Below are 21,442 nucleotides of genomic sequence, written 5' to 3'. Positions count from 1 at the left end.
CTATATGAAGTCCTTTCTTACCGTCTTTTTGCTATTCGTTCTTAATTTATCTTTTAGTCAAAAAAAAGCTGACAAATCAACAGAACAAAAAATTGACAATTATATAAAAGAAGTAATAGCAATAAATGAAATTCCTGGTGTGGCATTGGCAGTAATAAAAGATGGTAAAATTGTTTATGAAAAATATTTTGGAAAAGCTTCTATAGAAGATAATAAAGCAGTGGATAAAAACACTGCTTTTAAAATTTTTCTACTACCAAATTAATTACCAATGTAGGGATATTTCAACTTATAGAGCAAGGAAAGTTATCACTTGAAGATCCTATTTCAAAATATCTAGAAAATACTCCAATAGAATGGCAAGATGTAAAAATCAAAAATTTGCTTTCTCATTCTTCTGGGCTCCCAGATATTATAAGGTTTCAAGAAATTCCGACAACTGCGCCACTTGCCGAAAAAATAGCTTTACTGTCTAAAAAGCCAATGGATTTTACAACAGGTAATCAATATCGTTACAATCAAACTAATTATCTGTTTCTTGCCAAAATCGTAGAGAAAATCACTGGTTTTACTTTTGAAGATTATATTTTACAAAATCAATTTTCTTCTATAAAATCTGGTGTTTACTTTTCATCCAATTTTGGTGAAGCAATACCCAATAGTGCTTTTCGATACAATTATAACGATCAAACAAGAAAATACGTTAAAAGCACTTCAAACTTTGGTACCGACGCTCATTCTGCCAATGGTTTAAATATTTCTTTACAGAATTTCATTTATTGGAACGAAAATTTAGACAAAGACATTTATCTTCAAAAAGAAATCAAATATGAAATGTGGAAATCGTTTCCGTTTGCTAACAACACAGATCGTTTTGCTTTCGGTTGGGAAATCGTACCAGTTAATAAAGTCCTTTCTTATGGTTTTACTGGCGGCAATGAAACTGCTTTTAGAAAATTCATCGATCGTGATTTAACGATAATCTTTCTGTCTAATGGTCATAAATATTCGAATTTGTATGTGCAAAGTCAAGTAATTAACCATGTTGCTTCGATTGTAGACAAAACTCTTACAGATGACTTTCTTTTGGCGGGAGAAAAAGTCAATCAGATTTTTTAAAACCAAACATTACAAAAGCTGAAGAGAATTATCTAGCAATAAAAAAGAATCACCCTAATTGGGATTTTGAATATCGATTGAATGTTATCGGTTATACTTTATTAGATCACGGAAGATTGAGTGACGGACTAAAAGTTTTTGAACTTAATGCTAAAGAGAATCCAAAATCTGGAAATGCTTTTGATAGTTTGGCTGATGGTTATTTTAGAAACAATCAATTAACGCTTTCGAAAGAAAATTATCAAAAAGCATTAGCCCTTTCTCCAGATAACAATAATGCAAAAGAAATGCTTGAGAAAATTAATAAAATGCTAGCAAAGTAATTTCAGCTTCTTTAATAAATAAAAAACATATTTACGAAAATGAAAAAGCTCATTATAGTCTTGTTTTTATGTTTTAGCTTTTCAATTCTAGCACAAAAGAATACAGCAGAAAAGAACATCTACATTGCAATGGACAAAACTGCTTCACTTTTAATGGGAAAGTCAAAAGCCAATTCCATTTCAATTGGAGTTGTTAAAAATGGAAAAACTTTTACCAGACATTACGGAGAAATTGATAAAGGAAAAGAAAACGTTGCCAACAACAATACTATTTTTGAAGTTGCTTCTATAACCAAATTATTTACCGGATTACTTACTGCGCAAGCTGTTGTAGAAGGAAAATTAAATCCAGATGATGATATTAGAAAATACATTACTGGATCCTATCCAAACCTAGAATATAATGGAACGCCTATAACTATTAAAGATTTGGTTTCTTTTAGAACTGGTTTCGATAAAGATCTTCCAGATAATGCTGAATTAAGAAAAAACAGAAATGACAGCAGTTATTTAGCTTTTAAAAAGATGGACGAAATGTATAGTCGTGAAAAGTTTTTCGAAGATCTTAAAACGATCAAATTAGATACTTTGCCTGGAACTAAATTCAAATATAGTAACGGAAGTCTCAACCTTACGGCTCATATTTTAGAAAATATCTATCAGAAAAGTTATGAAACGCTTTTGAAAGAAAATATTTTTTCAAAACTTGACATGCAATCAAGTGGCATAAATTTAAATCCAAATGCAGTTATTGCAAATGGCTATAATCTAAAAGGTGTTCTAATGCCAAACATTTCAGATAATCTTTGGGGCGCTGCTGGAATGCTAAAATCTACTTTAGGTGATTTGACCAAATTTATTGCTTATGAACTGAATACAAAAAATAAAATTATTCAAGAAACACAACGAAATCTCCTAAATAGCGAAACAACTTGGAACGGATATTTTTGGGATTATATCCAAGTTGATGAAAACGGAAAAAACTGCTGGAAACATGGTGGTGCATTTGGAACTCAAAACATGTTAGTTATTTATCCCGAACGTCATTTAGGAATTTCAATTATTGTAAATATAAGTGACGAAAATACAGGCAATGCACTTGGTGAAGCCGTTATTAGACTTTCTAATGATTTATTAAGTGTAAACAAAAAACAATCTGGCATTTACGGTTACAAAATTGTTAACGACAATGTTGTCTTCTTGTACGAACATGACAAGAATTTAGATCCAAAATTGGTTAAAAATGTTTCAATTGCAGGTTCTTTTGATAAATGGAATCCTAACGATCCTAATTTTCAAATGATTCAGAAAAGCAAAAATACATTTGAATTATCGGTACCTAAATCACAGTTTGAAAAAAATAAAACGCATCTTTTTAAATTTGTCATCAATAAAACGGGATGGATGGAAGCTCCAAAAAATGTAATAAATCGTGAAACTGATGGCGATGAAAACCTGATTCTCAGAATTTAAATACATTTACATTTTACTACCCAAAAGACTTTGTTTCAATCACAAAGTCTTTTATTTTTTTATCTTTGCCAAAACAAATCTACTATGTATAAATTATTAGCTAAACTAAATAAACTACTTTTGCCGAGCTTTACCAAACAAGGTCTAGATATTTCTAAGGCTAAGAAATGGCAAATGGCTATTATTGGTTATCGCGCCTATGTTACAAAAAAAGCATTGGGCAATTAATTTAGAATACATTTTATTTATCCGACAGAAATATACTCATTTATAATTCTGTCCTATTTTTTATGAAAAACAGAGAAATCAGCCTTCCTCCTGTTCCAGCAGTACTATTAGCTATTATTAGTGTGCAATGTGGGGCTGCAATTGCCAAAACACTATTTCCTACAATCGGCGCAGCTGGTACAGCATCTATGCGTATTGGTATTTCAGCATTAATTTTATTATTGGCTTATAGACCAAATCTAAAAGCGATAACTCTCCAACAGTGGAAAATTGTAATTCCGTATGGTTTGTCTTTAGGAGCCATGAATTTAATTTTTTATATCGCAATAGAAAAAATTCCAATCGGTTTAGCCGTGACTTTAGAGTTTGTTGGTCCGTTATTGCTTGCTATAGCAGGTTCAAAACGTTTAGTTGATTATTGCTGGGTTATGCTTGCAGCAATTGGCATTTTACTTATCGCTCCTTGGACAAACGATCGATTAGATCCTATTGGGATTATATGTGCGCTTTTGGCTGGAGCGTTCTGGAGTGCGTATATTGTTTTGGGAGGAAAAATTTCAAAAATAATGAATGACGGTTACGCCGTTTCAACAGGAATGCTATTTGCGGCACTTTTAGTCCTGCCATTTGGCTTTCTAGAAAGCGGATTAGATAATCTTACGCCAAAGCTATTCGGAATGGGTGTTGCACTTGCTCTTTTATCTAGTGCGATTCCATTCACTTTAGAAATGAAAGCTTTAGGAAAACTTCCTCCACGTACTTTTAGTATTTTAATGAGCTTAGAGCCAGCAGCGGCTTCTATTTGCGCATTTATATTTCTTCATGAAAATTTAAGTTTTCACGAAATTCTTGCTGTAGTTTGCGTTGTTGTAGCCTCTGCAGGAGCAACATTAACGGCTAAAAAATAAAAAAAGCCCCGTAATAATTACAGGGCCTTTTCATTGTAGGAAATCTAATTCTGGAGATTTTTATTAATTTTTAGGTAGTAATACTGCATCAACTACGTGAATTACACCATTTGATTGATTCACATCTGCAATTGTTACTTTAGCTTTATTACCGTTTTCGTCTGTAATATATAAATCTTTGCCTTTCATCCATGCAGTAAGAGTTCCGCCACTTACTGTTTTAATCGTTGCTTTACCTTTTCCGTCTTTTATTGCTTTTGCGATATCAGCAGAACTCCATTTTCCAGAAGCAACGTGATAGGTTAAGATTGTTTGCAATTTCTTTTTATTTTCTGGTTTTAATAAAGTTTCAACTGTTCCTTTTGGCAATTTATCAAAAGCTTCGTTTGTTGGAGCAAAAACTGTAAATGGTCCTTTTCCTTCTAAAGTTGTAACTAAATCGGCAGCTTTTACTGCGGCTACTAATGTTGTGTGATCTTTTGAATTAACGGCATTTTCAATTATATTTTTATTTGGGTACATCGCTGCACCGCCAACCATAACTGATTTTTGTGCAAAAGATGTAAATCCGAATGCTAAAGCTAAAACTGCAGTGGCTAAAAATTTTCTAGTTTTCATAATTATTAATTTTTAAGTTATAATGTCATTTACGGCTAATAATTCCTTTTGGTTTTAAGAAAATTTAAAATAATTAAAAAAAATATTGAAAAATTCTCAATTCACACTGATTAATAGGCCTTTAATGCTATATTTTTCTTTTTTTTAACCTGATGTTTTTGGCATTCTTTTTCTTTTTAAATTTAAATTCAAAACCAATTTATCATGAAAAACCTACCTCAAAAAGTCAGAAGTAAAAAGCTAAGTTCAAGAGTTGATTTAACTGCAATGGTTAGTGTCTCTTTTTTTGCTAATTATATTTTTTATGGTTACAATAGAATTGCGAAAAAACAAAGCTATGCATCTAAGTCTGCCAGATTATGATGCACATACATGTGGCTGGACAGGTGGCTGTGGAGAAAATAGATCTTATACAATTTTACTGGGAGATGATAATAAATTAGTGTCTTATATGGGATTACTAGAAGTGCCCAAAGTTGCTCCTAAAAAGTTTGGATACGGAAAGGACGGAATAAGACAAGAGCTTTTAAAACAAAATAAAAACATGCTTAATTATTCTGCTCAATTAGGAAGACCAGGACAAGGAATGGTTGTTATTATTAAACCTAGCAAAAAAAGCAATTTTAAGAATTTAGTTAATATTTTAGATGAAATGGCAATTGCAGATATAAGTTCATATGTAATTGTAAATGATTTTACACCACAAGAATCTAAATTATTAGCTTTGAAATAAAGAAATCATTTTAAGGTTTCAACTCAGTCAAACTAAAAAACTTGAAACTTGAAGCAAAAAAAAGTCCCACATTGCTGTGGGACTTTCTATTTAAATTTTAATGAATTTTGAACTAGAATTTCCTTTATCTGATTTTACTTTTATGAAATAATTGCCTGTTTTTAATTTAGAGATATCAATATTCGAAGTTGTTTTTGCATTTGGAATTGCAATTACCAACTGCCCTAAAATATCGTAAATTTCAAACGATTGTATCTCGATATTCTGGTGCTGCGAAATATTTAAAAACTGACTTGCCGGATTTGGATATAAACTTACGTATCTAGAAAAATTAAAATCTTCACTTGATAATGTTGAATTAAATGTAGAAATAGCCTTATTAGTTAAAATAGGGAAATTATAATCAAAATAAATGTTTGCATCATTTGTAAACGAATCTCCTACTTTTAATGTTGGTTTTGTCTTTATCTTAAAAGCAATATAACCGTCATTATTTTCGTCGTCAAACGGAAGATTAATTCCTTCAAAAATAAATTCTACCTTGTTTTCTTCTGAAATTTTAGTAATGAACGAATGACTTGAACTCGTCGGAATTAAAGTTGATATATCAAATTTATTTGGATCAATCATGTCTTTCACCACAATATTTTGAGCCGCATATGTTCCTGTATTTTCAAAACGAATCATGTAATGCACGTATTCTCCTATTAGTTTTGAGGTAATCACAGAACCTTCTAAACAAGTTTTATCATTTGGATCATAAGAACCAACAACTGTTTGATTTAATGTAAATACATTATCTATTGGCGTTTCATCATTTCCCTGCAATAAAACAGTAGCTGTAAATTTTAAAATATCTCCATTATTTACAGCAGGAGATTCTGTTGGTGAATTTATTTTAACTGTTAAAGTAATTTCCTTAGATTCAAATGGTTTTAGATTCAAAAAATCCCACAATAGAACGTTTGTGGTTTGAGAAGATGCAGACGGATTTACTGAAATCACATCTAAAACAGAATCATCAAAAGTTAAATTTACTGTTCCAGATTGAATTGTATTTCCTTTGTTTTTATATATAACTTTATATGTAGCATTAAATCCTGGTCTTGCGACATTGATTTGCAAAATGACAACTTCTAAATCGGAATGTGTTCCGTTTGGCGTAATACAAAAATTTTGATTCAATGGACTTATCTGCGATGGAAAATCGACATTTACAACTGATGGTGAAATTGAAAAGTATGTAGGGTTTTCTAAAACAGGAGTTATCGAATGTGACCCAGTTGGTAAAGAAATAGAATAATTATTTCCATTGGCTATAAAACCAGAACTGCTAGTTCCATCAGATAGATTAAACTTTAAATTTGGTAAACTTAAATCTTGACTATCACAACCGTTGTTATCTTCATCTACTCTACTATCCCCTTGAATAGTATAATATTCTCCGACCGGATTAAAAGAGCAATATGTATTAACATTGCAATTAGCATAACCATAATTATCTAGAAGATCTTGAATTTGAGACAATTGGCCTTCATCTGCACAAATATACTTTAGGTCAGGATTTTTTGAAAAATTTAGCTCTGTTTCATTACTGCCATTTTTAATGAATAATGTATTAAGCTGGTTCTGATCGCATCTTAAGCGCTTGATTTTTTTTAAATCACTTAATTCTAAAGTTTTAAGTTGATTAAGATAACATTCAAAAATTGTAATATTAGTTAATCCTTTTAAATCTAAAGATGAAAATTGATTAGCAGCGCATCTTAAATCAACAAGTTTTGTTAAAGCATTTAGATCTAATTGTTGCAATTGATTTACACCGCACCAAAGAGATTCTAAATTTGTTAAATTATTCAAACTTAAAGCTGACAATTGATTAGACTGACAATTTAGATTTTTAAGATTATTTATTCCATTCAATTTTAACTCAAAAATTTCATTGAAACTGCAATCTAATGTTGTAAGGTTTGATAAATTGCTGGCATCTAATTTAAATAGTTTATTATTACTGCATGCCAGGCCTTTAAGATTCGTTAATTGGGTTAAATTTAGTGATGTTAATAAATTTCCACCACATTCTAAATCTTCAAGATTAGTTAAAGCGTCAATATTTAATGTTGCTAATTTATTAACTTGACAATACAATTTTTTTAAACTTGTCAATCCTTCAATCTCTAACGATGTCAAAGCATTATTTGAAGCCCACATTTCGGTTAGATTTACAGCTCCATTTACACTTAATGTTGCAAGTTTAGGATTACCTGTGCATTCCAAAAATTCTAAGTTTATGAGACCTTCAATTCGTAATGTAGCTAAATTTGGTAGATCTGTAATTTTTAAATACCTTTTTGATTGAATAGAAGAATAATTTAAATAAACCAGTTTTTTTAAAACATTAAAATCAATATCCCTATTCACTGGGTTGTTGCTACAATTCAAATACTCAAGATTGACAAAATTCTCTAATCCTTCAAAAGAACTAATGTTTGAATTGCTTAAATCTAAAAAATTTAAACTTAATGCTTCACTAACCTCTATTTGAAAATTAGAATTTGTATCCACATTAAGTGCTATTAACTTCATTTTAAAATTAATATCCGGAATATTGATAATTTGGGCATTACCTAGATTAAAGAAGCAAAATAATAAAAGTAAAAAGTAGAGTTTTTTCATATGTGGTATTTTCATACAAAAATAACTTTTTAAGATAATAACACAACTTTATTTGTTAAAATATCTTAAAATTTAGAAAAAAGGATAAAAAAAAGTCTCACATTGCTGTGGGACTTTCTATTTATAAAAAACTAAGAATTATTTTTTCTCAGTTTTTTCCATTTTAGCTTTTAATGCGGCTAATACATCATTGTTATCTCCTAAAGTTGCAGCTGGTGCATTTGTAGTAGAGTTAGATGAAGTATTTTCAGTTGCGGCTTTCACGTTTTTCTCTTCTTCTTCTCTGAAGATAGCAGTGTGAGAAGCAACTACTCTTTTGAATTCTTTGTTGAATTCAATTACTTTGAAATCAGCTGTATCACCTTTTTTCAATTTCTTTCCGTCTTCTTTTTCAAGGTGACGAGTAGGAATGAAAGCAACGATATCATCTCCGAATTCTACAGTAGCTCCTTTGTCAACGATTTCAGAAATCTCACCGTTGTGGATAGTTCCTACAGCGAAAGAATCTTCGTATTGATCCCAAGGATTAGCAGTAGTTTGTTTGTGACCTAAAGATAATTTACGTCCTTCAACATCTAATTCTAATACTACAACATCAAGTTTTTCACCAACGTTTACAAACTCAGATGGGTGTTTAATTTTCTTAGTCCAAGAAAGGTCAGAAATGTAGATTAATCCATCAATTCCTTCTTCTAATTCTACGAAAATACCAAAGTTTGTAAAGTTTCTAACGATACCTGTATGTTTAGAACCTACTGGGTATTTAGAAGTAATGTCAGTCCATGGATCTTGAGATAATTGTTTGATACCTAATGACATCTTACGATCATCTCTGTCAAGAGTTAAGATAACTGCTTCAACAACATCTCCAACTTTCACGAAGTCCTGAGCAGAACGTAAGTGAGTTGACCATGACATTTCAGAAACGTGGATTAAACCTTCAACACCTTCAGCAACTTCGATAAATGCACCGTAATCAGCGATTACAACTACTTTACCTTTAACTTTATCACCAACAGTTAAGTTAGCATCTAAAGCATCCCATGGGTGAGCGTTTAATTGTTTCAATCCTAATTGAATTCTTGTTTTCTCATCATCGAAATCAAGGATTACAACGTTTAATTTTTGGTCTAATTCAAGAACTTCACTTGGGTGGTTGATTCTACTCCAAGAAAGGTCAGTAATGTGAATTAATCCGTCAACACCACCTAAGTCAATGAACACACCATAAGAAGTAATGTTTTTAACAACACCTTCTAATACTTGTCCTTTTTGTAATTGACCGATGATCTCTTTTTTCTGTACTTCAATATCAGCCTCGATAAGAGCTTTATGAGATACAACTACGTTTTTGAATTCGTGGTTGATTTTTACCACTTTGAATTCCATCATTTTGTTTACATATACATCGTAGTCTCTAATTGGCTTAACGTCAATTTGAGATCCAGGTAAGAACGCTTCGATACCGAATACGTCAACAATCATACCTCCTTTAGTTCTACATTTAACAAAACCGTTAACGATTTCTCCAGTTTCATTAGCCGCAATAACTCTATCCCAAGATTTGATAGTACGTGCTTTTCTGTGAGATAATACTAATTGACCTGTTTTATCCTCACGGATGTCAATTAATACTTCTACTTTGTCACCTACTTTTAAATTTGGGTTGTAACGAAATTCGTTTAAAGAAATAACACCTTCAGATTTAGCATTGATATCAACGATAACGTCTCTATCTGTAATTCTAACTACAACTCCTTCAACTACTTCTTCTTGATCTGTAGCGATGAAAGTTTTTGATACTAGTTCTTCAAACTCTTGCAAGTTTTTTTCATCTACTGCATCGATTCCTTCTTGGAAGTTGTGCCAGTTAAAATTTGCTAAAAACTCTTCTTGTGATTTTGTTTGTTCAGACATGCTGATAAAAAAATTTGTATTCTGTTTTTCTCGAGTTTCTTTATGCGATAGAAAATACAGAAGTTGTTTTACATAAATGGTTGATTCCTAATGGAAACTCTTCTCTGCCAAAAGGACTGCAAAATTAATACATTTTTTTTGTAATTACAAACAGATAAGCAACTTATTATTTATCTAGCAATAATCATGACAACTCATTGCTAACTGCTATATATTCTATAACCTGCAAAATTGAATTAAAATTAAGTTTTCCAAGTAAAATAAAAGTTTTCTTTTCAGGAAAAATTAAATAAAAAATAAACGCTGTAGATTTCAAAAGCCTATAGCGTTTATATTAAATATGAGAGATATTAAATTTAAAAGAAAACAAAAAACATTACAAACACTGTAACTATAATAACAAGTGCCGTTATAAAAAGAGCTGAATTAATATCTTCATTTCTTTTTTCATATTCTACGGCAAAAGTATCAGGATTTATATAATACATACCAAAAGCTTTAGGATGAATTTTTAAGTCAGGTCTAAAGTGTGATAATCCTAACAGCAGACCTCTTACTAACTCAAGTTTGTTTGAATAAAGCATACTAAAAATATGATTTCCAGAAAATGTTTCTTTGTGAGCTTCTATATTTCCGTTTGCCGAAATGAACCAGAAAAACGCTTCGTGACTATATTTGCCGCTTCCAACCGTTTTTACAAAAACATCATATCGCAAAAGATCTGAATTAGATGAGGAATTTATTCCTGTTATTTTTCCTTTAAAATTGTCGCTCTTTTCAAAACTATTCCATGATATTGTATTTTCAATTTTATCATTAAATCTATTTACATAATGAATACCGCGATTATCAATAATCGTAGTGGTATGCTTCATAGTTTTTCTTAAATAAATGACTTGAAGAATTATAGGAAGAATCAATAAAATGCATATGCAAATCATATTTTGTTCAAAAGGCAGAAAAAACAAAATAAAAAAGAAAACCCCTAAAACCAATAGAAAAGAAATCAACATTAGAAAACCTAAACCATAATTTTTGATTTTAGACGGGCTGGAAGTTACTGAATTAAATGGAGGAAGATTTTTTGTTTGGTCTGCTCATAGACGTTAAAAACACTAAAATATTGAAAAAATTGTAATCCTAAAAAACTGCTTACTATTTAGAAAACCAAAAAATATATAATTGTAAAAATCAAGGCACAAACTAATCCTGCTATAATTCCAATTTTTCTGCGTTGACTATAATCAATAGTATAACTTTCCTTATCAATATAATGATTACTAAAAATTTCCGGATTTATTGTAATATCTGGTCTGTAATGTGCCAATCCAAGTAAAAAAGTTCTAATCAATTCTAATCGATTTGCATAGAGCATTGCAAAAAAATGTTTACCTAAAAACATTTCACTATGAACTTCTATTTTATTATTTATTAAGACCGGCCAGAAAAACTGGTCAAAAAAAGATTTGGATTGTCGAATATAAGAAACATCAAATTTTGGAGGTTCTAATAAATAAGCAACCTTCTCTCTTTTCGCAAAATTACTCCAGCGAATTTCTTTTCTAACTTTGTTATTGAATACATTCAAATAGCGGATTCCTTTTTCGTCAATTATAATTGATGTGTACATCTTTTTTCTAGAATATAGTATCAAGGCTATTATCGCTAGAATAATTAGAGAGAATATACAAAATAAGGCAAGAGTTCCTTTTTCATCCAGTCCAGTTTCTTCACGAGAATTTATTGATAAAAAAACGATTCCTCCCAAAAAGAAAAGCGCACAGAATACCCAAAACAAACCAAAAACTGCATTTAAGAAAAGCATTGGTTTTGAATTAATAGATTTAAAAGGTGGAAGTGTTTTTTTCTGCTGATGCTGCATATTAAAAATTAAGAATATTATTTCAAATATACACATAAAGAAAAAAATCCCGTTTTCAATAAATCGAAAACGGGATTTTTTCATAGGTCTAAAATATTAATGACTTAAATTTTCTATCTCTTTTGGATCATGTTTGTGCTTAAACAAAACAGCAAAAGCAATCGCAATCACCAAAGCATAAAGCGCAAACGAAAGCCAGATAGTGTGCCAGTCTTTCATTAGGACTGGATTTGAAAAAATTCCATCTGCAGAAATTGAATTCCCTTGACTTTTTACAAATTCTGCCATCTTTTCATTTGAAGCATCCGTTTGTAAAAATCCCGCTAATTCAGTTGTATTAGCAAACGATTTTGTAAAGAAACGATCAATTGCCCAACCAGAAGTCAAACTTCCCAAAACAGCTCCTACTCCATTGGTCATCATCATAAATAAACCTTGTGCAGAAGAACGAATTTTAGAATCAGTATTGCTTTCTACGAATAAAGAACCTGAAATATTGAAGAAATCAAATGCCATTCCGTAAACGATACAAGAAAGGATAATCATCCATAAACCATTTATAGGGTCTCCAAAAGCAAATAATCCGAAACGCAGAACCCAAGCTAGCATACTAATCAGCATTACTTGTTTGATTCCAAAACGTCTCAAGAAAAACGGAATCGCAAGAATAAACAATGTCTCAGAAACCTGAGAAATTGACATAATAATAGTCGAATATTGAATAACGAAAGAATCGGCATATTTTGGGAAGTGCTTAAACTCATCCAAAAACACATCTCCATAAGCATTTGTCAACTGAAGTGCTCCTCCTAAAAACATAGAAAACACAAAAAACAAAGCCATTTTATAGTTTGCAAACAACTTAAAAGACTCTAAACCAAAAGTTTCTATCCAAGTTGCATTTTCTTTAATCAAACGCTGTGGCTCACATTTTGGCAAAGTAAAAGCGTAAATTCCAAGAATTAAAGCTCCAACTCCAGCAATATAAAATTGATATTCAGTTGCCTTACTTCCGCTTAAATTGGTAATCCACATGGCAACAATAAATCCGATAGTTCCCCAAACACGAATTGGCGGAAAATCCTTTACGATGTTTTTGTTGTTTAATTTAAGTGAAGTATAAGATATCGAGTTACTTAAAGCGATTGTTGGCATATAACAGCACATTGCCAAAAGCATTACAATAATAAAAGTATCTGGTGTAGTAACTTGCGCAATTCCGAATAGAACTACCGCGTAAAGAATATGTAGAGCACCGTATAATTTTTCGGCATTAATCCATCTATCGGCAATAATACCTGTAAGCGTAGGCATAAAAAGAGAAGCGATTCCCATGGTTCCAAAAACGAGCCCGAATTGAGTTCCTTCCCATGCTTTTGTGCCAAACCAATAATTTCCAATTGTTATAAGCCAGGCTCCCCAAACAAAAAATTGAAGAAAGCTCATTAAAATCAATCTATTTTTAATCCCCATATGATAAATTTGTTCTTTTGTAAAAATGAAGCGGTAAAACTACCATTTAAAATAATATCTGCAAAAAATTATGCAGTTTTAACAACATCATTCACTAATTCTAGAACTGCAGACAAATTGCTCTTCTTTATTTAAGTAAGAATTATCAATCTCAATTGCATCATCTGCGATTACTAAAGGAGAATCTTCACGGTGTGTGTCCATATGATCTCTTTCAACTACATTTTTCAAAACTTCTTCATAGGAAACATTATCTCCTTTTTGCTGTAATTCATCAAAACGTCTTTGTGCGCGTGTTTCGGCACTTGCGGTCATAAAAATTTTCAATTCTGCGTTTGGAAAAACTACTGTTCCAATATCTCTTCCATCCATTACAATAGCTTTATTGGCTCCCATTTCTTGCTGTTGTTCTACTAATTTAGCACGAACTTCTGAAACGGTCGCCACTTTACTAACAAAATTAGAAACTTCAATAGTTCGAATTTGTTTCTCTACGTTTTCACCATTTAAATACATTTCTGCAAAACCTAAATCCGAATTAAACTTAAATTCTAATTTAATGCCAGATAAAGCCTCAATCAAAGCTTCTTTCTTGAAAAAATCAGCTCCAATTAAAGTATGTTGCATTGCAAAATAAGCTACAGCACGGTACATCGCACCTGTATCTACATAAACATATTCTAATTCTTTTGCCAATTGTTTTGCAAGCGTGCTTTTTCCTGTAGATGAAAATCCGTCGATAGCAATGGTAATTTTTTTCAATTTTTTATTTTTTAATTTTTATTCTTTTTATGACTGCTTTATCGCAATAATAGAGATTTCGGTATCAAAGTTACTGCAAATGTAGCCATCTTTATCTGGATATGAAGTATTAAAATTATTTGTTTTTTGATCAATAAATAATCGAACAAGAGCAATTATTGAAAATTTAAGGTTAAACCAAAAAGACTTGTATTTGTCGCTAATGTATATCTTGAATAAGAGTAATTAAATTTCAGTTTATTCATTCTCAAACCAAACCCTAACGAAACTCCCGAAAAGTTACGCTGTTCTTCTACACGCAATTCTTCGCCTCTTCTAAAATTATAACCTACGCGAAAATTGAATGCTTTTTTAGGAAAAAGCTCAACTCCAAAAGCTACGTGCCTTAAAGCGTTGTTTACAAAAGAGACTTTCTCTGGACTAGTAGATCCGTCGATATTAGTTTCTCCGCGAACAGGATTCGAAAAAGAGATATTCCATTGCTGTATATTTTCTACCGAAAGATGCCAACGAATAGGCACATGCTCTAATTCTTGCGAAATACCCGCAACAATTTCAAACGGAAGATTCTCCTTAATCCCTGAATAAGTAGTAAACTGAGTTCCCATATTTCTAAATACAAGAGCAAAATTCAAATCGTTCTTTTCATCTACATATAAAAACCCCAAATCGACCGCACCTCCTATTGAATTATATGTTTCTAAAGATGAAGTTATAAGCTTAGCACTTGCACCAATGTATAAATCTGTAAAAGGAACATTGTATGCATATCCAAGCGATAAAGCACCTTCACTTCCTGTAAAATTCGAAGTTGCCTGGCCATTTTCGTCATATCCTTCAAATGTGCCGTAGTTAACATAAGTAACTCCAGCATAAAAAGTCTGAAGATGCCTATCGTAAGTATAAGCATACGATCCAGTACCGTAAGAAGCCTCGCCATAATAACTTCCGTAATTCAACGCTAAATGATTATCCATATCCGCATTTATAAGAGCAGGATTCGACATGGCTTGATTAACATCATCATCATATATTGTAATAATGTCTCCTCCTAATGCCGCTTGTCTTGGCGAAGTAGTTAAGTTTAAAAATTGATAAGTGTAGCGCCCTCCAACTTGTCCGAAAGAACACGAACAGATTAAGATTAGAAAAAATAAAACAACTTTTTTGAGCATTTGTTTTTGTCGCACTATATGGGAATAACGCAAGTGCAAATATAAAATTATATAACACTTAAATTAAAGTCAAATAAAAAAATTCCAAATCCCAATCGTTAAATTGGAATTTGGAATTTATATATGTAACTAAAAGATTTTTATTTTAATTCTTTAGCATTTTTTACTTTCTGATCTGTCAAAGCTAAAGCTAAAACTTCGCTCATTTCTTTAACATAGTGAAAACTCAAACCTTCTAAGTATTCTGCTTTGATTTCATCGATATCGCTTTTGTTTTCGTGACAAAGAATAATTTCTTTAATTCCTGCTCTTTTGGCGACTAAGATTTTTTCTTTAATACCGCCAACTGGCAGTACTTTTCCTCGAAGTGTAATTTCTCCAGTCATAGCAAGGTTTTTCTTTACTTTTTCTGAGTTAAAAGCGAAACTAATGAAGTAAGCATTGCAATACCAGCACTTGGTCCGTCTTTTGGAGTCGCTCCTTCCGGAACGTGTAAGTGAATGTTATATTTCTGGAAAAGTTCAGTGCTAATATCTAATTTCTTAGCATTTGCTTTTATATATTCTAATGCAATTGTAGCAGATTCTTTCATTACAGTTCCAAGATTTCCCGTGATGGTCAATGAACCTTTTCCTTCAGAAATTAAAGATTCAATAAACAGAATATCTCCTCCAACACTTGTCCAAGCTAAACCTGTTACAACACCAGCAACATCATTGTTTTCGTATTTATCACGCTCAAGTCTTGGCACTCCCAAAATTGCTACGATATCTTCATCCGTAACTTTTTTGTTGTACTCCTCTTCCATGGCAACCGATTTTGCTCGCATTTCTGATTACTTGAGCAATTTTAGTTTCTAAGTTACGAACACCAGATTCTCTTGTATAACCTTCTATGATTTTTTCTAATTGCTTTTTGCCAATAGTCAAATCTTTTGCTGTTAAACCGTGAGCTTCTAATTGTTTTGGAAATAAATGTCTTTTGGCAATTTCAACCTTTTCTTCAATTGTATAGCCTGACATTTTTATTACTTCCATTCTGTCACGTAAAGCAGGTTGAATTGCTCGCCATATTATTTGAAGTGGCAATGAACATAACTTTAGATAAATCGTATCCCATTTCAAGGAAATTATCATAAAAAGCACTGTTTTGCTCTGGATCTAAAACTTCTAATAAAGCCGAAGACGGATCACCGCTATTGCCATTTGATAGTTTATCAATCTCATCTAGAATAAATACAGGATTTGATGTTCCTGCCTTTTTTAAACTCTGAATAATACGTCCAGGCATTGCTCCAATATAGGTTTTTCTGTGTCCACGAATCTCCGCTTCGTCGCGTAAACCTCCTAAAGAAATACGAACATATTCACGTCCTAAAGCTTCCGCCACAGAACGTCCAATAGAAGTTTTACCAACTCCCGGAGGTCCTGTTAAACATATAATTGGCGATTTCATGTCATTTCGCAATTTTAAAACTGCCAAATGCTCGATCATTCTTTTCTTAACTTCATCAAGTCCAAAATGATCTTTATCTAAAATTTTCTGAGCATGTTTTAAATCGAATTTATCTTTAGAATATTCACCCCAAGGCAATTCTAAAAACAATTCCAAATAATTTCTTTGAATTCCAAAATCAGGAGACTGCGGATTCATACGACGCATTTTAGACAATTCTTTTTCGAAATGTTTCTGCGTTTTTTCGTCCCATTTTTTTGTTTTAGCCTTCTGCCCCATTTCATCCATTTCCTCTTCCTGAGAAACACCTCCCAATTCTTCTTGAATGGTTTTCATTTGCTGGTGAAGGAAATATTCTCTTTGTTGCTGGTCTAAATCAAAACGAACTTTTGATTGAATATCGTTCTTCAATTCTAATTTTTGAAGTTCTACATTCATATAACGCAAAGTCTCTAAAGCACGTTCTTTTAATCCATTTATCGATAAAAGGCCTTGTTTTTCTTTTACTGATAAATTCATATTTGAAGATACAAAATTGATCAAAAACGACTGGCTTTCAATGTTTTTTATTGCAAATGTAGCTTCAGAAGGAATATTTGGACTTTCCTTAATGATTTGTATTGCTAATTCTTTTACAGAATCTAAAATTGCAGTAAATTCAGAATCATTTTCGTCTGGACGCTCCTCAGTAACTTCTTTAATAGTTGCTGTCATGTATGGTTCTTCAGAAACCACTTCGTCAATTTCAAAACGTTTTTTTCCTTGAAGGATAACTGTTACGTTTCCGTCAGGCATTTTTAAAACACGTAAAATACGTGCAACAGTTCCTACTTTATGAATATCATCTTTTGATGGATCTTCGTCTTCTTCGTTAATTTGAGATACAACACCGATGATTTTTCCACCTGCATTAGCGTCATTAATCAGTTTAATTGACTTATCTCTTCCTGCTGAAATTGGAATAACAACTCCTGGAAATAAAACAGTATTACGTAAAGGTAAAATTGGAAGCGAAACAGGAAGTTCTTCATTATTCATTTCCTCTTCGTCTTCTGGAGTCAACAATGGAATTAATTCTGCCTCTGAGTCAAATTCTTGAAGTGACAGATTGTCAATAGTAAGTATTTTATGGTTTGACATAATAATATATAAGTCGTTTTGTCATTAAAAGTTTAATACAACTTGCAATTAACGTTTAAAATTCATTTTTTTCTAATAAAAACAGACTATACGCTTAATTTGCAAGATATATTATTAAAACAGACAATCACTATGCCAAGAATGGAAGATATGATATCTATTTAATTAGCCAAACTAATAAAATCAAATTGCATTACCAAAAAAATCCGCACAAGGCGGATTAAATTTGTATATAGTATCTTTGCTCTAAATCTTTATATCTATACTAAAAGAGCCTGTAATAGTCTTTTCATCATCTGTAGTGAAATTATGAACGACAAAATTAAAAGTCCCTTCCATTTTTTCTGCTGTTTTTGAGGTTATTGTAAGTGACCCTGATTTAGAATTATACAAAAGGTCATTTGTTCTGTAAGAAGCGCCAATAACATTTACAAGCTCGCCTTCTTCAACTGATAAATTGCTTGAAGCTTCATAGGTTCCAACAGAATATGATTTATTAATCATTAAACCGACGCTAGAATTATCATTGTTGTTTTTACCTACTATACTATAATACGGATTACTACCGCTTGCAATTACACTACTTACATCAACTTTATTGTTTGTATAATCAACTCCGTCTATTTTTGCTTTCAAAACATCATCAGAATCTTCAGCAGGAATATCATCTGTATAAGGTATATTTTCAAAATTACCTTTTGTAATAACTTTTATCGCAGTTGAACCATCTTCTGTATCACTAAATCCAGTAAACTGAAATGTGCCAGAAATTGTTTTTTTAGTTTTATTTACTCCAGTGATTTTAATGATTGCTGTATCTGTATAATTCTGTACGCCTAAAAATGCCGCATCTTCGTTTGAGGCACTAACAAATGCATATCCATCTACTCCTTGAACATAAGCTAAAACAAATTTTTCTGCATTTTCTTGGTTTTCTGCCCATGTATATGTCCCTACTTTATTACTAGGCAAAATGATTTGAATTAAATCTCCTTTTGACGATCTAGTCCCTGCTATTAATACATAGTCATCAGTTACAACAGCAGTTGTAGTATTTGCAACAAACTCTTCGTCTCCAATTTTGGCACTAAAAATGGCTTTTTCGCCTGCACTTTCATTTCCATTGTTTTCAGAGTTCGAAAAATCCAGGCCACTATCAAAATCTTGATTACAAGAGCTTAAAAAGCCGATTGTTGAAATTAAAAGAAACAAAAAATATTTTTTTTTCATAGCTATTCGTTTTATCTGCAAATATAGATTTTATAAAATGAAATAAAAATCCTACTCTCTATTATTATCAAAATTATCAACTCATTTCAAAAAAAATAAAATTAATTTTATAAAAGTGTAACAAACCAAAAAAAGCACAGTCATTACTAAAAACCAAAAGCCACTACTTGAATATAAACAACCAAAATATCGAAGAACTAATTGCGCTTTGTAAAGACAACAATCAAAAAGCGCAATTTGAAATATACAATCGCTATTGTAAAGCGATGTATAATGTGGCTTTTCGTATTGTAAAAGACGAACATTTTGCACAAGACGTCATGCAGGAAGGTTTCTTAAAAGCTTTTACAAAAATCAATGACTATAAACAAGAAGTGGCTTTTGGCGCATGGTTAAAAAAAATAATCATCAATTATAGCATCGATTTTTACAAGAAAAACAACTCTTTTCAGGTAGAAGATTTAAGTAAACAACTTTATAAAATTGAAGAAAATGATGGAATTATTTCTGAAAACATTGACTTGAACTCACTTAAAGTAAAACAAGTTTTAGATACCATTTTACAGCTGAAAGATAATTACAGAATGGTATTGACGCTTTTTTACATTGAAGGTTATGATCAAGAAGAAATCTGCGAAATTTTAAACATCACATATGCAAATTGCAGAACAACCTTGAGCAGAGCCAAAGACAGTTTGAGAAAAAAATTGGAAGAGATATAAAATGAATTGGAATTATGAAAAATGAAAAAGACAATTTAGACGAATTATTCAACAGATTTGAAAACCAATGGGATATTCAGGAATTAAATTCTGATCATCAGGTCGATTTTCTACAAAAATTAAATAAAAAAGAGCCTAAGAAAAGATATTGGTTCGCAACTGCTATTGCCGCTTCGATCGTATTGATGTTAGGAGTATCACTTTTTTATAAAAATGAAAAACCAAAAGAATTCAAATTTGCTTCTAAAGAAACTAAACGCACCGATTCTATTTTCAATATTCTAATTGACAACGAACTGGTTAAACTGAAAGAGAAAAATTCGCCAGAAAATCAGCAGATTATTAATGATGCGATGAATCAGATGAAAACTTTTGATGCTGATTATCAAAAAATTATAAATGAACTGCAAAAAAATGGTGAGAACAAACAAATTATATATGCCATGATTAGCAATCTTCAAACGCGTATTTCTTTTTTGCAAACCGTTCTGAAAAGAATTGAAGACAACGAAAAACTAAAAAACAACTCTAATGAAAAAACACTATAACTTACTAATCTTGTTTCTTTTGATTCCTATATTAGGGTTTTCAAACGATGACACTTATATCACTAAACAAAAAAACATCAAAAAAACTTATATCGTCAATTCAAATGCAGGAATAGATGTTGACAACAAATACGGAAGCATAACGGTTACAACTTGGGACGAAGACAAAATTGATTTGGACATTACTATAAAAGTAAATGGACCAAATGAAAATTGGGTAAATGAACGTTTAAATAGTATAGACGTTGATATTACTGCTCTTAAGGGATTGGTTTCTGCTGTGACAAAACTTGGAAGCTCTAATGTTAAAAGTAAAGGAAGTAATAATAGTTTTGAGATCAATTATGTGATTAAAATTCCAAAAAATGGATCTATGAAATTGGTCAATAAATACGGTAATATCTCGGTTCCAAATGCAGAATCTTCTACAGATATTGACTGCAAGTACGGAAAAGTTGCTTTAGGCAAACTAAACGGATCAAACAATCAAATCTCTATTCAATATTGCCAAAATTCAAGTATAGATTACATTAAAACAGGAAATATTGATGCTCGATATTCTAATCTTAAGATTAATGATTCTGGTAATTTGAATCTAAGTGCAAACTATACAGATGTTAATTTAAATGATGGTCAGAATATTAAAGCTGATTGCGACTATGGAACTTTTAAATTTCAAAAAATCAATTCTTTGAGTGGTTCAGGAAACTATTTGACTTTTATTATTGGAGAAATTTCAAGCAACTTTAGCTACGATACCAATTACAGTAAAATCAGTATCGGAACAGTAACAGAAAAAGCTGGAAATATCACAATAAACTCAGGATATACAGACATTACAATTGGTTATGTTCCTAATTATGCTTTTGATTTTGATATTTCTGCAAGATATTCAAACATTAAACATGATAATTCATTAGAAGTTTCTGTTACTGAGATTAAAAGCAACAACAAAAGAATTGCAGGTTTCTACAAGAAAAAAGGTCAGAATAAAATCAATATAAATTCGAACTACGGAAATATTTCGCTAACAAAAAATTAATCATCTAAAAATCAAAAC

16 protein-coding genes and 3 pseudogenes are annotated in these 21,442 nt (G+C 31.3%); 9 read left to right on the top strand and 10 right to left on the bottom strand.

Annotated elements, in window-relative coordinates; all coding sequences use genetic code 11:
• The first annotated feature begins 4 nt into the window (after nt 1–4).
• The 5 genes and pseudogenes from P5P87_RS03610 (at nt 5) to P5P87_RS03590 (ending at nt 4,051) form a co-directional block, all read left to right on the top strand.
• Nucleotides 5–1,119 (top strand): annotated as a pseudogene (locus tag P5P87_RS03610) (serine hydrolase domain-containing protein).
• 77 nt (nt 1,120–1,196) lie between these two features.
• The gene (locus P5P87_RS03605) at nt 1,197–1,442 is read left to right on the top strand and encodes a hypothetical protein (RefSeq protein WP_278021602.1); all 246 of its coding nucleotides are present in this window, start codon (nt 1,197–1,199) and stop codon (nt 1,440–1,442) included.
• 39 nt (nt 1,443–1,481) lie between these two features.
• Nucleotides 1,482–2,915, top strand: coding sequence for a serine hydrolase (locus P5P87_RS03600; RefSeq protein ID WP_278021601.1), 1,434 nt, complete (start codon nt 1,482–1,484; stop codon nt 2,913–2,915).
• A gap of 84 nt (nt 2,916–2,999) precedes the next feature.
• Entirely contained in the window at nt 3,000–3,143 is a 144-nt protein-coding gene (locus P5P87_RS03595; RefSeq protein ID WP_111368963.1) for an SsrA-binding protein, read from the top strand.
• A gap of 62 nt (nt 3,144–3,205) precedes the next feature.
• Entirely contained in the window at nt 3,206–4,051 is an 846-nt protein-coding gene (locus tag P5P87_RS03590) for an EamA family transporter (RefSeq protein WP_198855561.1), read from the top strand.
• Nucleotides 4,052–4,114: 63 nt separating this feature from the next.
• On the opposite strand, the gene P5P87_RS03585 is transcribed toward P5P87_RS03590, so the two are convergent.
• Complete coding sequence (locus P5P87_RS03585) at nt 4,115–4,669, bottom strand: fasciclin domain-containing protein (RefSeq protein WP_198855560.1); 555 nt, start codon at nt 4,667–4,669, stop codon at nt 4,115–4,117.
• A gap of 304 nt (nt 4,670–4,973) precedes the next feature.
• Here P5P87_RS03585 and P5P87_RS03580 point away from each other — a divergent pair, with 304 nt between their 5' ends.
• Nucleotides 4,974–5,402 carry a biopolymer transporter ExbD gene (locus P5P87_RS03580; protein WP_340696632.1) on the top strand — a complete coding sequence of 143 codons (429 nt, stop codon included), beginning with the start codon at nt 4,974–4,976 and terminating at the stop codon, nt 5,400–5,402.
• A 90-nt stretch (nt 5,403–5,492) separates the two neighbouring features.
• Here the strand turns inward: P5P87_RS03580 and P5P87_RS03575 are convergent, their stop codons facing one another.
• The 9 genes and pseudogenes from P5P87_RS03575 to P5P87_RS03535 all read right to left on the bottom strand — a co-directional run bounded on the left by P5P87_RS03575 (nt 5,493) and on the right by P5P87_RS03535 (nt 19,112).
• On the bottom strand, nt 5,493–7,988 hold the full coding sequence (locus tag P5P87_RS03575) for a DUF7619 domain-containing protein (protein ID WP_278021600.1): 2,496 nt from the start codon (nt 7,986–7,988) through the stop codon (nt 5,493–5,495).
• Nucleotides 7,989–8,216: 228 nt separating this feature from the next.
• Nucleotides 8,217–9,995: a 30S ribosomal protein S1 gene (gene rpsA / locus P5P87_RS03570; RefSeq protein WP_198855558.1), complete on the bottom strand. Its 1,779-nt coding sequence runs from the start codon at nt 9,993–9,995 to the stop codon at nt 8,217–8,219.
• A gap of 356 nt (nt 9,996–10,351) precedes the next feature.
• Entirely contained in the window at nt 10,352–10,870 is a 519-nt protein-coding gene (locus P5P87_RS03565) for a hypothetical protein (protein WP_278021599.1), read from the bottom strand.
• Between the two features lie 284 nt (nt 10,871–11,154).
• A complete protein-coding gene (locus P5P87_RS03560) occupies nt 11,155–11,877 on the bottom strand; it encodes a hypothetical protein (RefSeq protein ID WP_278021598.1) in 723 nt (240 codons plus the stop codon).
• A gap of 96 nt (nt 11,878–11,973) precedes the next feature.
• A complete protein-coding gene (locus P5P87_RS03555) occupies nt 11,974–13,350 on the bottom strand; it encodes a nucleoside permease (RefSeq protein WP_278021597.1) in 1,377 nt (458 codons plus the stop codon).
• A 68-nt stretch (nt 13,351–13,418) separates the two neighbouring features.
• A pseudogene (cmk, locus tag P5P87_RS03550) lies at nt 13,419–14,112 on the bottom strand ((d)CMP kinase).
• A 155-nt stretch (nt 14,113–14,267) separates the two neighbouring features.
• On the bottom strand, nt 14,268–15,287 hold the full coding sequence (gene porQ / locus P5P87_RS03545) for a type IX secretion system protein PorQ (protein ID WP_278021596.1): 1,020 nt from the start codon (nt 15,285–15,287) through the stop codon (nt 14,268–14,270).
• Nucleotides 15,288–15,427: 140 nt separating this feature from the next.
• Nucleotides 15,428–17,882, bottom strand: a pseudogene (gene lon / locus P5P87_RS03540) (endopeptidase La).
• A 246-nt stretch (nt 17,883–18,128) separates the two neighbouring features.
• On the bottom strand, nt 18,129–19,112 hold the full coding sequence (locus P5P87_RS03535) for a DUF6252 domain-containing protein (protein ID WP_278021595.1): 984 nt from the start codon (nt 19,110–19,112) through the stop codon (nt 18,129–18,131).
• A 167-nt stretch (nt 19,113–19,279) separates the two neighbouring features.
• On the opposite strand from P5P87_RS03535, the gene P5P87_RS03530 reads away from it, so the two are divergent.
• Genes P5P87_RS03530 through P5P87_RS03520 form a run of 3 tightly spaced genes read left to right on the top strand, consistent with a single transcriptional unit; the run spans nt 19,280 to nt 21,424 of the window.
• A complete protein-coding gene (locus P5P87_RS03530; protein ID WP_198855550.1) occupies nt 19,280–19,834 on the top strand; it encodes an RNA polymerase sigma factor in 555 nt (184 codons plus the stop codon).
• A 14-nt stretch (nt 19,835–19,848) separates the two neighbouring features.
• Nucleotides 19,849–20,382 (top strand): anti-sigma factor, encoded by a 534-nt coding sequence (locus P5P87_RS03525; protein ID WP_198855549.1) that lies wholly within the window; start codon nt 19,849–19,851, stop codon nt 20,380–20,382.
• Nucleotides 20,366–21,424, top strand: a complete 1,059-nt coding sequence (locus P5P87_RS03520) for a hypothetical protein (protein ID WP_278021594.1) — start codon at nt 20,366–20,368, stop codon at nt 21,422–21,424. The genes P5P87_RS03525 and P5P87_RS03520 overlap by 17 nt, the downstream gene beginning before the upstream one ends.
• The last annotated feature ends 18 nt before the right edge of the window (nt 21,425–21,442 follow it).

Origin of the sequence: Flavobacterium ginsengisoli, assembly GCF_029625315.1 — a bacterium.
Taxonomy (GTDB): domain Bacteria; phylum Bacteroidota; class Bacteroidia; order Flavobacteriales; family Flavobacteriaceae; genus Flavobacterium; species Flavobacterium ginsengisoli.
The sequence above is the reverse complement of the archived record's forward strand: the minus strand, read 5'-3'. Positions and strand labels throughout refer to the sequence as shown.

Excerpts from the sequence above, each read along its gene's own strand:
- P5P87_RS03590 (WP_198855561.1), top strand. The coding sequence starts at position 3,206 with ATGAAAAACAGAGAAATCAGCCTTCCTCCTGTTCCAGCAGTACTATTA.
- porQ (WP_278021596.1), bottom strand. The coding sequence starts at position 15,287 with ATGCTCAAAAAAGTTGTTTTATTTTTTCTAATCTTAATCTGTTCGTGT.
- P5P87_RS03580 (WP_340696632.1), top strand. The coding sequence starts at position 4,974 with ATGGTTACAATAGAATTGCGAAAAAACAAAGCTATGCATCTAAGTCTG.
- P5P87_RS03560 (WP_278021598.1), bottom strand. The coding sequence starts at position 11,877 with ATGCAGCATCAGCAGAAAAAAACACTTCCACCTTTTAAATCTATTAAT.
- P5P87_RS03525 (WP_198855549.1), top strand. The coding sequence starts at position 19,849 with ATGAAAAATGAAAAAGACAATTTAGACGAATTATTCAACAGATTTGAA.
- P5P87_RS03520 (WP_278021594.1), top strand. The coding sequence starts at position 20,366 with ATGAAAAAACACTATAACTTACTAATCTTGTTTCTTTTGATTCCTATA.
- P5P87_RS03555 (WP_278021597.1), bottom strand. The coding sequence starts at position 13,350 with ATGGGGATTAAAAATAGATTGATTTTAATGAGCTTTCTTCAATTTTTT.
- rpsA (WP_198855558.1), bottom strand. The coding sequence starts at position 9,995 with ATGTCTGAACAAACAAAATCACAAGAAGAGTTTTTAGCAAATTTTAAC.
- P5P87_RS03575 (WP_278021600.1), bottom strand. The coding sequence starts at position 7,988 with ATGAAGTTAATAGCACTTAATGTGGATACAAATTCTAATTTTCAAATA.
- P5P87_RS03535 (WP_278021595.1), bottom strand. The coding sequence starts at position 19,112 with ATGAAAAAAAAATATTTTTTGTTTCTTTTAATTTCAACAATCGGCTTT.
- P5P87_RS03565 (WP_278021599.1), bottom strand. The coding sequence starts at position 10,870 with ATGAAGCATACCACTACGATTATTGATAATCGCGGTATTCATTATGTA.
- P5P87_RS03595 (WP_111368963.1), top strand. The coding sequence starts at position 3,000 with ATGTATAAATTATTAGCTAAACTAAATAAACTACTTTTGCCGAGCTTT.
- P5P87_RS03585 (WP_198855560.1), bottom strand. The coding sequence starts at position 4,669 with ATGAAAACTAGAAAATTTTTAGCCACTGCAGTTTTAGCTTTAGCATTC.
- P5P87_RS03600 (WP_278021601.1), top strand. The coding sequence starts at position 1,482 with ATGAAAAAGCTCATTATAGTCTTGTTTTTATGTTTTAGCTTTTCAATT.